The following is a 14,266-nucleotide window of genomic DNA, read 5'->3' on the forward strand; positions in this document are numbered from 1 at the left end:
GGATTTGGCCATGCGGTCAGAAAATGAGTCGGGCGGCCAGACGAGTCGGTCGTTCATCGAAGAGGCCCGGCGGGCGCAGATCGTCGCGTCCGCGGTGGAGGTGATCGCCGACGTCGGGTTCGTCCAGGCGTCGCTGGCGCGCATCGCCAAGCACGCGGGCATCAGCAAGGGCGTCATCTCCTATCACTTCGCCGGGAAGGACGAGCTGATGGAGGAGGTCGTCAACCGCGTCTACACCGCGATCGCCGACCACGTGGCGGCGAGGATGGAGGGCGTCGAGACGGCCACCGGGCTGCTGCGCACGCACATCCTGTCGGTCGCCGAGCACATGCGCGGCCACCGTGCCCAGTTGCGGGCGCTGGGCGAGATCTTCTACAACCTGCGCGACTCCGAGGGAAAACCCCGCTACGGCGTCGACACCAACGAGGAGATCTACCGGTCGCTGGAGCGGATCTACCAGCTGGGCCAGAGCACGGGGGAGTTCCGCCCGTTCGACATCCGCGTGATGGCCGTCACCCACTCCTCGGCCATCGACAGCATGTTCACCTACTGGGTGGCCCGTCCCGAGCACGACCTGGACGCGCACGCCGTCGAGCTGGCCGATCTGTTCGAGAGGGCGGTCAAGAAGTGAAAGCCGAACAGGCGGGGCAGGCCGTGCAGACGGGGCGAGGCGGGCAGGTCGGGCAGACGGGAGAGGGCGGGCGGAAGGCCGCGACCAGGCTCCTCGCGATCGACAACCTCCGGATCGTGCTCACCGTGCTGGTGGTGATCCACCATGTCGCGCTGACCTACGGCGACATCCCACTCTGGTTCTACGTCGAGCCGGCGAAGGACCCGTCGGGGCGGCTCCTCGACCTCCTCGTCATGGTCGACCAGGCCTTCTTCATGGGATTCTTCTTTCTGATCTCCGGCTTCTTCACTCCGGGCTCCCACGACCGCAAGGGCGGGCGGGGTTTCGTGCGGGACCGGCTGGTACGGCTGGGCGTCCCGCTGCTGGTCTTCCTGCTCCTGCTGCGGCCGCTGGTCACGCTCGGTGTCTACGCCGATTACGCCGGCATGCCGTACTGGAAGTTCTACATCGGCTCGTGGGACCCGGGGCCGATGTGGTTCGTGGAGGTGCTGATCGTCTTCGTCCTGGCCTACGCGCTCTGGCGGCGTCTGAAGGGGCCGCTGGAGACGCGCGTGTCGGTGCCGCGGGCACGCTGGATCGTGCTGTTCACGCTCGGGCTGTCGGCGGCCACGTTCCTGTGGCGGTTCCCGGTGCCCGTCGGCACCTACGTGCCGGTGCTCGGGCTGCCGTCGCCGTTCTTCCTGCCGCAGTACGTCGCGATGTTCGCCGCCGGGCTGGTCGCCTTCCGGCGAGGCTGGTTCGAGACGTTGCCGCGACGGGCCGCGCTCCTCGGCTTCCTGGCGGCGGCCCTGGTCAGCGCGACGCTCCTGCCGCTGTCGTTCGTGACGGACGGGCCGGTGGCGCAGGCGCTGACGGCGACCTGGGAGTCCACGTTCGCGGTCGGCCTGATCGTCGCGCTGGTGGTGTGGTTCAGGGAGCGTTTCGATCACCAGGGGCCACGTGGCAGGTTCCTGTCCGAGCAGGCCTACACCGTGTACGTCATCCACCCGCTGGTGCTGGTGGCGGTCGGATACGCGCTGCGCGGGCTGAACGCCGCCGCGATCGTCAAGTTCGCCGTCGCGACGGTGATCGCGCTGCCGCTGTGCTGGGGACTGGCCTACCTGGTGCGCTCACTGCCCGGCGCCAAACGCGTGCTTTGACCGGTGGACGCGGTGACGCCGGGCCGGAGCCGCCGTGACCACACGGCGGTCAGGCGTCAGGGCGGTGGCGACGGCGCGCCACGGTTGACGGCGCGTTCGGAGCTCATGACGCGTCCCTCACCGGCTCCCCGTGATGCGGGCGACGGCGGCGGCGACGCCGTCTTCGGCGGAGACACGTCCGGCGAGCGCGCGGGCGGCCGCGGGGGCCGATTTCTCCGCGTCCCCGATGGCGGCGGCCAGCCGCTCGGCCGTGAGGCGGCCGGTGACGGGTGCCGGGGCGACGCCGAGGCGGTGCAGGCGATCGGCCCAGAACGGCTGGTCGCCCATGAACGGCCGGACGACCTGCGGGACCCCCGCGCGCAGGGCCGCCGCGACCGTGCCGATGCCGCCGTGATGCACGGCCACCGCGACGCGCGGCAGCAGCCAGTCGTGCGGCACCTCCTCGATCACCAGGACACCGTCCCTCTCCGTGCCCGGCCGCAGGGCGCCCCAGCCGGTGGCCAGTACGGCTCGCCGCCCCGCCAGCCGTACGGCCTCCAGCACCGTGGCTGTCAGCGCCTCCGGGTCGCCGCTGACCGAGCTGCCGAAGCCGATGTACACCGGCGGCTCCCCCTCCTCCAGGAACCGGGCCAGCCGCTCGGGCGGCGTCCATCCGTCGTCCGCGGGCATCGTCCAGAATCCCGTGGGGTGGGCCGAGGCGGGCCAGTCGTCGGGGGCGGGCAGCAGGTGCGGGCTCCACGCGTGCAGTACGCCGCCTTCCCTGACCAGGTCGGCCAGCGGCCGGAACCCACTCTCCAGGCCCAGCGCCCCGGCTCGCCAGGCCCGTACGATGCCCCGGTAGGGGGCCTCGATCGCCGAGGCGATCCGCCAGCTCGCCCGGTTGAGCGCGTGCGGCGCCCTCACCGGAAGGATGGGGGAGGCGAAGGCGGACGTCGGCAGGTAGAGCGGCAGCAGCAGACCGGCGAGGGCCGGGACTCCGAGCCTCTCGGCGATGTACGGCCCGCCGAGAGACTTCGGGTGGTAGACGACCACGTCGGCCTGACGTGCGGTGAGCGCCGCCTGGTCGTCGAGCAGGCGGTGCATCATCGGCTTGACCGAGCGGGCGGCGGTGATGGCCGCGCGTACCCCCTGCCCCTTGGCGGAGTCCTGCAGCGACAGCATCTCGTCGTTGAGCGGTACGAACTCCACCCCGTGCCCTGCGGCGAGCGGTTCGAAGCGGCGGGGCGCGGCCAGCACCGGCCGGTGCCCGGCGGCCAGCAGTCCCCGGGCGAGGGCGAGATACGGCTGGACGTCCCCGCGGCTGCCCACGGTGATCAGTAACGGTCTCATCGCTTGTCCTTCAGCTCGTCCCACTCGTCCAGCAGACGCGGGAAGCGGTCCATCATGAACGCGTACATGTCGCGCATGAACTCCAGCCGGCGCCGGCGCGCCGGGTCGTCGCCGACCGCCCGCAGCCCCTGCTCGGCCAGCGCCCGGAAGCTCTCGAACTCGGCCATCTTCGCGCGGAAGGCGCGGGCGAAGACGTCTTCGGCCAGCTGGTAGCGGTCACGCCGCTCGCCGCGCACCCGGAACCGCTCGACCAGGCCCGCCTGTTCCAGCTGCCGCAGCGCGACGCTCATGCTGCTCTTGGCCACGGCCAGGGCCTCGGCCAGCTCGGGCGCGTCCGCGCTGCCGGTCTCGGCGGTCATCAGCCAGCCCATGACCCGCCCGGACGTGCGGCTCAGCCCGAGCCTCTCGTAGAAGAGCCCGGCGTCCTCAACAAACTGCTCGACACTCATGAACCAACTATATCCGATTGTTCGGATCTATCCGAACAATCGGACAAGTAAGGTCTAGGTGGCCAGTACCCCACGGGGTGGGGTCAGGTGGGGAACTCCAGGCGGGGGGAGGCGGGGGTGGGGGTGGCGGTCTCGGGTTTGGTGGGCCAGGTGGCGGTCAGTTCGTCGGCGAGCGTGGCGGTGAGTTTCGCGACGTCGGCGGCGGCCGAGTCGTGCATCGCCTCGGCGACGATCAGGACGGTCGCGGTGGAGTCCCGTACGGCGGACAGGCCGCTCTGCCGGTTCGTCCAGCGGCGGGCGTGCGCGCGCCGGGCGGCGTCGGCGAAGATCACTTCGTGCGGGTCGGGGTGCTCGGTCTCGCCGGAGAAGGTCAGGTAGCTCTCGTCGCCGTCCGCGTGCCGTACCTCGAGGCCCTCGGAGACGTTGGCGAGGTCGAACACCGCCACCGGGATCGCGAAGGCCAGCGAGATCGCGTTGCAGAGGTCGATCAGCGGGTGGATCCGGGGCAGGGCCCGCTCCTTCTTGAAACGGCGCAGCAGCGCCTCGGAGGCGCAGCGGTACTGGGTGGGTTTGAGCCCCATCTTGGAGAAGGTCCGCCGCCACGCCTGGATCTCGGGGAACTCCGACTCCGGGCCCTCCGTGAGCCGGGCCTCGGCGATGGCGGTGAACCTGGCGATCCGGGAGTCGACGGAGACGTCTCCGGTGATCCCCGTGGCGAAGACCACGCCGGCGGCGAGGTCCGGATGGTCCGACCAGAGAGCACGTGAGTGCTGGAAGTACATGAGCCGGGCCCCCGTCACGGAATGAACACGGAATGAATCTGTCGGTTGTCCACCCTGCCGGGCCAATGGTCCGGTGAACAGGTCCAATCAGGGTGCGTTCGGCAGGTCCATGATGCCGGGTCCGGGTCGTGAAGGCCCGGACCCCGTGATTCCGGCGGGGACGGCCCCGGGATCACCGGCCCCGGGCGCCGATCCCAGGTCACCGGGCCCGGGGCGCTGGGCCCGGTTCCGGGTCACCAGGTGATCGGGATGCGTTCGACGCCTCCGGTGAGCGAGTTGCCGCGCTCGACCAGCTCCTCGACGGGTACGGCGAGGGCCAGCGTGGGAAAGCGCCGGAACAGGCTGCCGAACACCGCCCGCAGCTCCACCCTGGCCAGGCTCGCCCCGATGCAGTAGCGGGCCGCGTAGCCGAACGCCAGGTGCGGGTCGTCGAGGCCGCGGGCGATGTCGAAGCGGTCGGGGTCGGTGAAGACCCGCTCGTCGCGGTTGGCCGCCGTCAGGGCGATGAGCACCGCCTCGCCGCGCCTGATCGTGACGTCGCCGATGGTCACGTCCTCGTGGGCGTAGCGGGGCATGCCGTGGTTGCCCGGCGCGGACATCCGCAGGATCTCCTCGACCGCCGTGTTCACCAGCGACGGGTCGGCGATCAGGGCGTCGCGCTGCCCGGGGTTGGACAGCAGCAGGAGCACGCCGTAGTCGATCCGGTTGAGGGTCGTCTCGTGGCCGGCGAACAGCAGGGCGGCGGCGAGCGAGGCGATCTCGCTGTCGGGCGCGTCCATGGTCGCCAGGTCGGAGAACACGTCCTCGGCCGGGTGCGCCCGCTTGGCGGCGATGATCTCATGGGTGTACCTGCCCAGCTCGGTCATCGCCGCGCCGGCCCGCGCGGGGTCGCTCAGGTCGGTCATCGTGTCGGCCAGCTTCCTGAAGTGCTCGCGGTCGCCGTACGGCACGCCGAGCAGCTCGCAGATCACCAGCACGGGCAGCGGCAGGGAGAGCCGCTCCCGCAGGTCGGCCGGGCGGGGCTGACCGGCCATGTCGTCGAGCAGGCCGTCGACGAGCTCCTGGACGTGCGGCGCGAGGGCGCTCATCCGGCGGGCGGAGAAGGCCGGGGTGAGCATCCGGCGCATCCGCTCGTGCTGGACCTTCTCGGTCTCGATGTCGCCTGTCGGGCCGCCGAGCAGCACCGAGCCGGAGATCCTGGCGGCCCGTTCCGGGTCGGGGGAGGAGCGGCCGAGACGCTGGTCGGCGAGGGCCTGCCTGGCCTCCTCGTAGCCGGTCACCAGCCAGGCGACGTCGCCGGCCTGGGTCCGCACCCGGGTCACCGGCTCCCTGTCGCGCAGCGTGCGGTACATCCACGGGACGTCGATCGGGCTGTCCCGCTCGAAGGGCATCCGCGGCAGGTCCGCGGAGTTCGTGTGGCCGGTGTGGTCGTCGGCGCGATGATCCATGGCCGGAGGTACCCCCTGAGCTCGACGGCAAGACCGCCGTGAACGCCCCGGGGGACGGGATGCCCGGCAGGCATTCGCGATCTTGATTTTCGTGCGGTGGTTCCGCTTCGACCCTACTCATCGGACGGGCCTCGCGGTAGAAACCAGGCTTCTGCCGTCGTCAGCCGTCTTCCCAGGCGAAGTCGTGAAATGTCATTGCTGTGACTATCTCCTCCTCAGACGGGCCCCATAAGACCGCAAAGTTTCGCGAACGGGACGCCGCTCTGGGACTTCGCGTCGCCCAAACCCCCTGGCCATGGGGGGTATTGTCCATATATGTGCTGTAAGTCATACCGAGTAGTGGTGTGGGATCGCGCCCGGACGGGACGGGCTTCCGCCCGGACCGCCCGCCCCGGACGGGGCGGCCGGCGGGCGGTGGCGGCGGAGTGCGGCCGTCCGGTGGCCGTACGCCGGGGATGAGGCGCTGACGGTGGCGGACTCCTCCGCTTTCCTCAGCAGCCGTTCCCGGAGGAAGGGCCTGGACGCGCTGGCGGAGGACCTCATCGAAGTCCTGGAGGATGTGGGCGCCCACCTGGGGGCGGTCTACCTGCTGGCACCGGACGCGCAGGTGCTGGAGCTGGCGGTGATGAAGGGCGCCCCCCGCGAGTTCATCCGGCCCTGGGAGCGGATGAGCCTGGCCACCCCCGTCCCGATAACCGACGCGATACAGCAGCAGCGGCTGGTGTGGGTGGGCGACGAGAAGGAGATGGCGTCCATCTATCCGGGCGCGGCGCTCGTCATGCCCTACGAGTTCGCGCTGGCCGCGCTGCCGCTGGTCGGCGCGGACACCGTCTACGGGGCGATGTTCGCCCTGTGGGCCGGCACGCACTCCCCGTGGCTGTCCTCGACCGAGCGGGACCGTCTCGCCGCGGCGGCCGCGCAGATGGCCAAGGGGCTGGAGGAGGCCGACAGGGAGGGCCGGAGGCTACGCCCAGGCCTGGCGCCGCGCGTGGTGACCGCCCCCAGCATGCAGCCGGTCGAGGCGATCGAGGCGGTGGCGGCGCGCCTGCCGGAGGGCGTGTGCGGCATGGACGTCGCCGGCCGCATCACCTTCGCCACCCCGAGGGCGGCCGAGCTGCTGGGGGTCCTCAGCGCCCGGCTGGTCGGCTCCTGCCCCTGGACCTCCTTCGCCTGGCTGAACGACCCGGTCTACGAGGACCGTTACCGCGCGGCGATGATCAGCCAGCAGCCCACCTCGTTCGTGGCGTTACGCCCGCCTGACCGCTGGCTCTCCTTCGATCTGTACCCGGCGCCGACCGGGATCACCATACGCATCACCCCGGCCATGGTGGAGGCCGAGGACGCGGAGCCCGATCCCGCCTCCGTGGCCGACCTGCCGTCTCCCGCCCCCGAGGCCGATCCGGCGCTTCCCACCAGGGTCGGGGCGCTCTACCACATCCTTCACCTGGCCAGCACGCTGACCAAGGCCGCGAGCGTGCAGGACGTGGTCGACCTGGTCGCCGACCGGCTGATGCCGGCCTTCGGCGGCGACGGCATGGCCCTGCTGGTCGCCGATGACGACCGGATGAGGGTCGTCGGCGCCCGCGGTTACCCGCCCCACGTCAAGGAGCAGTACGAGGGCCTCCCGATGTCCTCGCCGACCCCGAGCGTGCGGACGATGGTCACCGGGGTGCCCAGCTTCTTCGGCTCCCAGGAGGAGCTGGACCAGGTCTACCCCTCGGCCGTCGCCCAGGACGACGGGATGGCCGCCTGGGCGTTCCTGCCGCTGATCGCCTCGGGGCGCTCCGTCGGCACCTGCGTGCTCGCCTTCGCCCGGCCGCACCGCTTCACCGTCGAGGAACGCGCCCTGCTGACCTCGCTCGGCGGCCTGATCGCCCAGGCGCTGGAGCGGGCACGCCTGTACGACGCGAAGCTGGAGCTCGCGCACGCCCTGCAGGAGAGCCTGCTGCCGCACGCCCTGCCCCGCCTGCCCGGCCTGACCGCCGCCGCCCGCTACCTGCCCGGTACCGAGGGCATGGACATCGGGGGCGACTTCTACGACGTCATCAGGCTCGACGAGGACACCGTCGCCGCCGTCGTCGGGGACGTGCAGGGGCACAACGTCACCGCCGCGGCGCTCATGGGACAGGTGCGCACCGCGGTCCGCGCCTACGCCACCGCGGGCGCGGACCCCGGCGAGGTCCTGTCCCGCACCAACCACCTCCTCGTCGACCTGGACCCCGGCCTGTTCGCCAGCTGCGTCTACCTCCGTCTCGACCTGCGCAGCAACCAGGCGTGCCTGGCCCGCGCCGGGCACCCCCAGCCCCTGTTGCGCCTTCCGAACGGCGACGTGCAGGTGGTCGGGGTCCCCGGCGGCCTGCTGCTGGGCATCGACCACTCGGTCGACTACCCGCACACGGAGATCGCCCTGCCGCCCGGCGCCGTCCTGGCCCTGTACACCGACGGCCTGGTGGAGACCCCCGGCGTGGACATCGACGACGCCCTGGACGATCTCGGCGCCGAACTGGCGCGCACCGGCGACCGGCCCCTGGAGGAGGTGGCCGACCGCCTGATCCGGCACGCCCAGCAGACCAGCCACCGCAGCGACGACATCGCCCTGCTCCTGCTGCGCCTGGCCGGCGGGGACGACGGCCCGGAGGCGCCCGAGCCCGCGACGCCGCGGGCGCCGCGGAAGCGGCACGACTAGGCGGGGCGTGACTCGGTGTACGCGTGGGCGATCTGGGCGGCCGCCGTGAGCAGCGGCTCGACCAGGCGCCGCAGCTCCCTGGCCCGCCGGGACGACATGACCACCCCGACGGCGGCGACCGCCCTGCCGTCGACGACGACCGGCGCGGCCGCCGAGCAGGAGCCCAGCGTCATCTCCTCGAAGGTGAGCGCGTAGCCTTGGGCGCGCACCGAGGCCAGCTCGCGGGTCAGCCGTCCCGGCTCGGTGATCGTGTGCGGGGTCGGCCGCTCCAGCTCGCGCGCCAGGTAGGAGCTCACGAACCACTCCGGTTCGTGCGCCAGCAGCGCCTTGCCCACCCCGGTGGGGTGCATGGGCAGGCGCCCGCCGGTCCGGGAGACGATCGGCACGGCCCGCCTGCCGTGCACCTTGTCGACGTAGAGCACCTCAAGGCCGTCGCGTACGGCCAGGTGGACGTTCTCCCCGGTGTCGCCGAACAGCTCCTGCAACCACGGGTGGGCGATGTCCTGCAGCCCGCTCGGCGCCAGCTGGCCCAGCTCCCACAGCCGCAGGCCGATCCGCAGGCGCCCGTCGGCCGTACGGCTCAGTGCCTGCCAGGCCTCCAGCTCGCCGACCAGCCGGTGCGCGGTCGTCATGGCGATCCCGCTGCGGCGGGCGATGTCGGCGAGGCTGAGCTGGGGATGGCCGGCGTCGAAGGCCCCCAGGATGGCCAGCGCCTTCGACGTCACCGACCGTCCCGGCTCCCGCGAGCCACCGGCCACAGCGCACCTCCCCGCCCGGCTCCCCGATGTGTCCCCGATGTGTCCCAGGAGAAGAATCCTGCCCTCCGTCTTCCGCCCAGTGGAAGGCGGGGCTCGGTTTTCCGGCCGGGGTCCAGCATGATCTCCCCATGCGAACTCAGGTCGGGATCATCGGAGCCGGGCCCGCCGGTCTCCTGCTCTCCCACCTGCTCCACCTGCGCGGCATCGGTTCGGTGGTGCTGGAGCGCCGCAGCCGCGCCCACGTGGAGCGGCGGGTGCGTGCGGGAGTGCTGGAACAGGGCACGGTCGACACCCTCGTCGCGGCGGGGGTGGGGGAGCGTCTCCTGCGGGAGGGACTCGTCCACCGGGGCATCGAGCTGCGCCACGGCGGCGCGGGCCACCGGGTGGCCTTCGAACGCCTGGTCCCCGGGCGGGCCATCACGGTGTACGGCCAGCAGGAGGTCGTCAAGGACCTCGTCGCCGCCCGTCTCGCCGCGGGCGGGGACGTCCGTTTCGAGGTCGGCGACGTGGCCGTCCACGACGCCGGGACCGACCGGCCCCACCTCACCTTCGGCGGCGAGCGGCTGGACTGCGACGTGATCGCGGGCTGCGACGGCTTCCACGGCGTCTCCCGGGCCTCGGTCCCCGAGGGCGTGCTCACCGCCTACGAGCGCGACTACCCGTTCGCCTGGCTCGGCGTGCTGGCCCGGGTCAGGCCGTCGGCGGAGGAGCTGATCTACGCCAGGAGCGAGCGCGGCTTCGCCCTGCACAGCATGCGCTCGCCGGAGATCAGCCGCTTCTACCTCCAGGTGCCCGCAGGGGAGGACGTCGCCGACTGGCCGGACGAGCGGATCTGGGCGGAACTGCGCGCCCGCCTGGAGACGGTGCCGGGCTTCACACTGGCCACCGGGGAGATCGTCGAGAAGGGCGTCACGCCCATGCGGAGCTTCGTGGCCGAGCCCATGCGGTACGGCAGGCTGTTCCTGGCCGGGGACGCCGCCCACATCGTCCCGCCGACCGGGGCGAAGGGGCTCAACCTCGCGGTCGCCGACGTCCGGGTGCTGACCGAGGCGCTGGCGCACTGGTACGCGACCGGTTCGGCCGACCTGCTCGACGGCTACTCCGACACCTGCCTGAGAAGGGTGTGGCGGGCGCAGCACTTCTCCTGGTGGATGACCACGCTGCTGCACACCTTCGACTCCGACGACGCCTACGGGCGGCGGCTCCAGCACTCCCACCTGGACTACGTGACCTCCTCCGCGGCCGCCGCGACCACGCTGGCGGAGAACTACGTCGGCCTGCCGTACGAGCGTGATCTCCCCGGCCCCGCCCCGGCGGCCGCGGAGGACGACCGCAACGAAGGAACCTCATGATCCACCCTCCCTACCTCAGCCCCGGCTACCGCAGCAGCGTCCTGCGGGCGCCGTCCAGGCCGCCCGTCGCGTTCACCGCCGATCCGGACGCCGTCGAGCTGACCGGCCCGGTCTTCGGGCACGGTGAGCTGGGCGAGCTCGACGCCGACCTCACCCGCCGGCACGCGGGCGAGCCGATCGGTGAGCGGATCATCGTCAGCGGCAGGATCCTGGACTCCGCGGGCCGTCCGGTCCGCGGCACGCTGCTGGAGATCTGGCAGGCCAACGCGGCAGGGCGCTACGCCCACGAGGGCGACCGGCACCCCGCGCCGCTGGACCCGAACTTCACCGGCGCCGGACGCTGCCTGACCGACGACGAGGGCCGCTACCGGTTCGTCACGATCAAGCCCGGGGCCTACCCGTGGCGCAACCACCACAACGCCTGGCGGCCGGCCCACATCCACTTCTCGGTCTTCGGCACCGCGTTCACCCAGCGGCTCGTCACCCAGATGTACTTCCCGGGGGACCCGCTCTTCCCCTACGACCCCATCCTCCAGTCCATCCCCGACCCCGCGGTCCGCGAACGGCTGGTGTCCCGCTTCGACCTGGAGACCACGGAACCGGAGTGGGCACTGGGCTACCGGTTCGACGTGGTGCTCGGCCACACCCCGACGGAGGAGCCGTGACCGTCCCCGCACCCGCCGAGCCGACCCCCTCCCAGACCGTCGGGCCGTTCTTCGGCCACGCCCTGCCGTACGGCGGCGGCCCCGACCTGGTCCCCGACGGCCACCCCGGGGCCATCACGATCACCGGGCGCGTGCTGGACGGCGCGGGGGAGCCCGTGCCCGACGCCCTGCTCGAACTGTGGCTCGGCGCCACCGGCACCCGGGGCGCGCTGGACCGCCGCGGCCACGGCGCCTCCGGGTTCGGGCGCTGCGCGACCGGGCCCGACGGGTCCTACCGGTTCCGCACCGCCAGGCCCGCCGGGCCGTACCTGGCGCTGCTGGTCTTCGCCCGCGGGCTGCTGCGGTCCGTGGCGACCCGCGTCTACCTCGAGGACGGCTCCGACCCGCTGCTCGACAGCCTGGAACCCGGCCGCAGGGCCACCCTGATCGCCGAGCCCGACGGTGACGGCTACCGGTTCGACGTCAGGCTCCAGGGGGAGAGGGAGACGGTCTTCCTTGAGTTCTGACGGAAATCCCACCGACGATCCGGGCGGCGGCCCCGGCGGCACCCCGGAAGGCTCCGGCGGCGGCCCCGGCGCGGGGCTCCTCGCGGGCGCCGACACCGGGCTGCTCGCCCCCGTCCGCGCGGGCACCCGGGCGGAGGCGGTCACCTCCGACCACGCCTGGGTCCGGGCCATGCTGGAGGCGGAGGCCGCCCTGGCCCGCGCCCAGGCCAGGGCGGGCACGGTCCCCGGGGACGCCGCCGCGGTGATCGGCCGGGTGGCGGGCGCGGCCGTCGTGGACCCGGCGGAGCTGGCCCGCGAGGCCAGGCGGGCGGCCACCCCCGTGGTGCCGCTGGTCGCCGGGCTGCGGCGGGCCGTCGGCGCCGCCGACCCCGAGGCGGCGCGGTACGTCCACCGGGGGGCGACCAGCCAGGACATCCTCGACAGCGCCGCCATGCTGGTCTCCCGCGCCGCGGTCGGGATCGTCGTTTCCGAGCTGGACCGGGCCATGGGCACGCTCGCCGGGCTGGCCGAGACCCACCGCGACACGCTGATGGCGGCCAGGACCCTCGGGCAGCACGCCGTGCCGACCACCTTCGGGCTGAAGGCCGCCGGGTGGCTGGCCGGCCTGCTGCACGCCCGGGACCGGCTGCGGGGACTGCGCCTGCCCGCCCAGCTGGGCGGGGCGGCCGGGACGCTGGCCGCGCTGGGCGGCGATCCCGGGCTCGCGGACCTGTTCGCCGAGGAACTGGGCCTGGCCGCCCCCCTGACGCCCTGGCACGCCGAGCGGTCCGCGGTCGCCGAGCTCGGCGCGGCCCTGGCGCAGACGGCGGGCGCGCTCGGCAAGGTGGCCCTCGACGTGATCCTGCTGGCGCAGACCGAGGTCGGCGAGGTCGCCGAGTCCTCGGGCGGGCGGTCCTCGGCGATGCCGCACAAGCGAAACCCCGCGCTGGCGGTGCTCGTGCGCTCGGCCGCCCTCCAGGTGCCGGTGTACGCCCAGCTGCTGACCTCGGCGCAGCTGGCCGAGCACGAGCGGGCCGCGGGCGCCTGGCAGGCGGAGTGGCAGCCCCTGCGCGAGTGCCTGAGACTGACCGCGGGCGCGGCGGAGACCACCGCCGAACTGGTCGGCGGGCTGCGGGTCTTCCCGGAGCGGATGCGGGCCAACGTGGACATCACCGGCGACCGGATCGTCTCCGAGCGCCTGGCCGCCCGGCTCGGCCGGGACAGGCTCGACCGGGCCGCGGGCGAGGAGGGGCCGCTGCGGCAGGTGCTGGCGGGCGAGGTCCCCGCCGAGATGTTCGACCCCGACGACTACCTGGGGGCCGCGCGGGCCCTCGTCGACCGCGTTCTCACCGTCTATCGGGAGCGGTCCCTGAACCACCGGGAGCTGTCTTGAAACTCGACCACCGCCTCGACGGACCGGCCGGAGCGCCGCTCCTCGTGCTCGGGCCCTCGCTGGGCACCACCCTGGAGGTGTGGGAGCCGCAGATGGAGGCGCTGACGGCCTCCTGGCGGGTGCTCCGTTACGACCTGCCCGGCCACGGGGGCTCGGAGCCCGCGACCGAGGTGACCCTCGACCTGCTGGCCGGCGCCGTACTCGATCTGGTCGGCGAGCAGCCGGGCGGGGAGCGGTTCGCGATCGGCGGGATCTCCCTCGGGGGCGCGATCGCGGCCACCGTCGCGGCCCGGGTCCCGGAACGGGTGACCCACCTGGTGCTGTGCTGCTCCTCGGCCCGGTTCGGCGATCCCGGGCCGTGGCTGGAGCGCGCCGCGGCCGTCAGGCGGGACGGGATGGAGCCGCTCGCCGCCGTCCTGCCGGGGCGCTGGTTCACCCCGGAGGCCGAGCAGGGGAGGGTCGCCGGGGTGCTGCGGATGCCGTACGGGACGGACGCCGGGTCGTACGCGGCCTGCTGCGAGGCCCTCGCGGCCTACGACCTGACCGGTGCCCTCGGCGCGATCACGGCGCCGACCCTGGTCGTCGCGGGCGCGGACGACCCCGCCACGCCCGTCGGCCACTCCGTCGCCCTGGCCACCGGCATTCCCGGCGCCCTGCTCACGGTGGTGCCGCGGGCCGCGCACCTGGCGAACGTCGAACGGGCCGAGACGGTCACCGCCGCGATCGTCCGCCACCTGGGCGGCGAGCGGCGGGCGGCGGGCACGCGCACCAGGCGGGAGGTGCTCGGCGACGCGCACGTCGACCGCGCGGTGGCCGCGACCACCGCCTTCACCCACGACTTCCAGGACCTCATCACCCGGTACGCCTGGGACGAGATCTGGAACCGTCCCGGCCTGGACCGCCGCACCCGCAGCTGCGTCACGCTGACCGCGCTCGTCGCCGGGGGGCACCTGGAGGAGCTGGCCATGCACGTGCGCGCGGCCCTGCGCAACGGACTCTCCCCGGAGGAGATCAAGGAGGTGCTGCTCCAGACCGCGATCTACTGCGGGGTGCCCGCGGCCAACGCCGCCTTCGCCGTGGCCGGGCGGACGCTCGCCGAGGCGGCGGACTGACCGGCCTGGGCGGGCTCATCGGCCGGAGGGAGCCGTC

The 14,266-nt window shown here is 73.2% G+C and carries 13 protein-coding genes; 8 read left to right on the forward strand and 5 right to left on the reverse strand.

The window, feature by feature from the left end; translation table 11 throughout:
- Positions 1–10: 10 nt before the first annotated feature.
- Both AB0N02_RS18625 and AB0N02_RS18630 read left to right on the forward strand, forming a co-directional pair.
- Entirely contained in the window at positions 11–631 is a 621-nt protein-coding gene (locus AB0N02_RS18625) for a TetR/AcrR family transcriptional regulator (RefSeq protein WP_363947714.1), read from the forward strand.
- Complete coding sequence (locus AB0N02_RS18630) at positions 628–1,770, forward strand: acyltransferase (RefSeq protein WP_363947717.1); 1,143 nt, start codon at positions 628–630, stop codon at positions 1,768–1,770. The genes AB0N02_RS18625 and AB0N02_RS18630 overlap by 4 nt, the downstream gene beginning before the upstream one ends.
- Before the next feature lie 117 nt (positions 1,771–1,887).
- Here AB0N02_RS18630 and AB0N02_RS18635 read toward each other — a convergent pair whose 3' ends face one another.
- The 4 genes from AB0N02_RS18635 to AB0N02_RS18650 form a co-directional block, all read right to left on the reverse strand.
- Positions 1,888–3,099 carry a glycosyltransferase gene (locus tag AB0N02_RS18635; protein ID WP_363947720.1) on the reverse strand — a complete coding sequence of 404 codons (1,212 nt, stop codon included), beginning with the start codon at positions 3,097–3,099 and terminating at the stop codon, positions 1,888–1,890.
- A complete protein-coding gene (locus AB0N02_RS18640) occupies positions 3,096–3,548 on the reverse strand; it encodes a MarR family transcriptional regulator (RefSeq protein WP_363947723.1) in 453 nt (150 codons plus the stop codon). The genes AB0N02_RS18635 and AB0N02_RS18640 overlap by 4 nt, the downstream gene beginning before the upstream one ends.
- A gap of 83 nt (positions 3,549–3,631) precedes the next feature.
- Positions 3,632–4,348: a phenylalanine--tRNA ligase beta subunit-related protein gene (locus tag AB0N02_RS18645; protein ID WP_363947725.1), complete on the reverse strand. Its 717-nt coding sequence runs from the start codon at positions 4,346–4,348 to the stop codon at positions 3,632–3,634.
- 215 nt (positions 4,349–4,563) lie between these two features.
- A complete protein-coding gene (locus tag AB0N02_RS18650; RefSeq protein ID WP_363947727.1) occupies positions 4,564–5,778 on the reverse strand; it encodes a cytochrome P450 in 1,215 nt (404 codons plus the stop codon).
- A gap of 469 nt (positions 5,779–6,247) precedes the next feature.
- Here AB0N02_RS18650 and AB0N02_RS18655 point away from each other — a divergent pair, with 469 nt between their 5' ends.
- The gene (locus AB0N02_RS18655) at positions 6,248–8,464 is read left to right on the forward strand and encodes a GAF domain-containing SpoIIE family protein phosphatase (RefSeq protein ID WP_363947730.1); all 2,217 of its coding nucleotides are present in this window, start codon (positions 6,248–6,250) and stop codon (positions 8,462–8,464) included.
- On the opposite strand, the gene AB0N02_RS18660 is transcribed toward AB0N02_RS18655, so the two are convergent.
- Positions 8,461–9,222, reverse strand: coding sequence for an IclR family transcriptional regulator (locus AB0N02_RS18660; RefSeq protein WP_363947733.1), 762 nt, complete (start codon positions 9,220–9,222; stop codon positions 8,461–8,463). The two genes, AB0N02_RS18655 and AB0N02_RS18660, sit on opposite strands and share 4 nt — an antisense overlap.
- A gap of 128 nt (positions 9,223–9,350) precedes the next feature.
- Here AB0N02_RS18660 and pobA point away from each other — a divergent pair, with 128 nt between their 5' ends.
- From pobA to pcaC, 5 genes are read left to right on the forward strand one after another with little or no spacing between them, the layout of a single operon-like run.
- Positions 9,351–10,574 (forward strand): 4-hydroxybenzoate 3-monooxygenase, encoded by a 1,224-nt coding sequence (pobA, locus tag AB0N02_RS18665; RefSeq protein WP_363947735.1) that lies wholly within the window; start codon positions 9,351–9,353, stop codon positions 10,572–10,574.
- Complete coding sequence (gene pcaH, locus AB0N02_RS18670) at positions 10,571–11,239, forward strand: protocatechuate 3,4-dioxygenase subunit beta (protein ID WP_363947738.1); 669 nt, start codon at positions 10,571–10,573, stop codon at positions 11,237–11,239. The genes pobA and pcaH overlap by 4 nt, the downstream gene beginning before the upstream one ends.
- Positions 11,236–11,745, forward strand: a complete 510-nt coding sequence (locus tag AB0N02_RS18675; protein ID WP_363947740.1) for a protocatechuate 3,4-dioxygenase subunit alpha — start codon at positions 11,236–11,238, stop codon at positions 11,743–11,745. Before pcaH ends, AB0N02_RS18675 begins: the two co-directional genes overlap by 4 nt.
- Positions 11,735–13,117 (forward strand): 3-carboxy-cis,cis-muconate cycloisomerase, encoded by a 1,383-nt coding sequence (gene pcaB, locus AB0N02_RS18680; RefSeq protein ID WP_363947743.1) that lies wholly within the window; start codon positions 11,735–11,737, stop codon positions 13,115–13,117. The genes AB0N02_RS18675 and pcaB overlap by 11 nt, the downstream gene beginning before the upstream one ends.
- A complete protein-coding gene (gene pcaC / locus AB0N02_RS18685) occupies positions 13,114–14,229 on the forward strand; it encodes a 4-carboxymuconolactone decarboxylase (protein WP_363947746.1) in 1,116 nt (371 codons plus the stop codon). Before pcaB ends, pcaC begins: the two co-directional genes overlap by 4 nt.
- Positions 14,230–14,266: the final 37 nt, after the last annotated feature.

It is taken from the genome of Streptosporangium sp. NPDC051022, from assembly GCF_040683035.1.
Taxonomy (GTDB): Bacteria; Actinomycetota; Actinomycetes; order Streptosporangiales; family Streptosporangiaceae; genus Streptosporangium.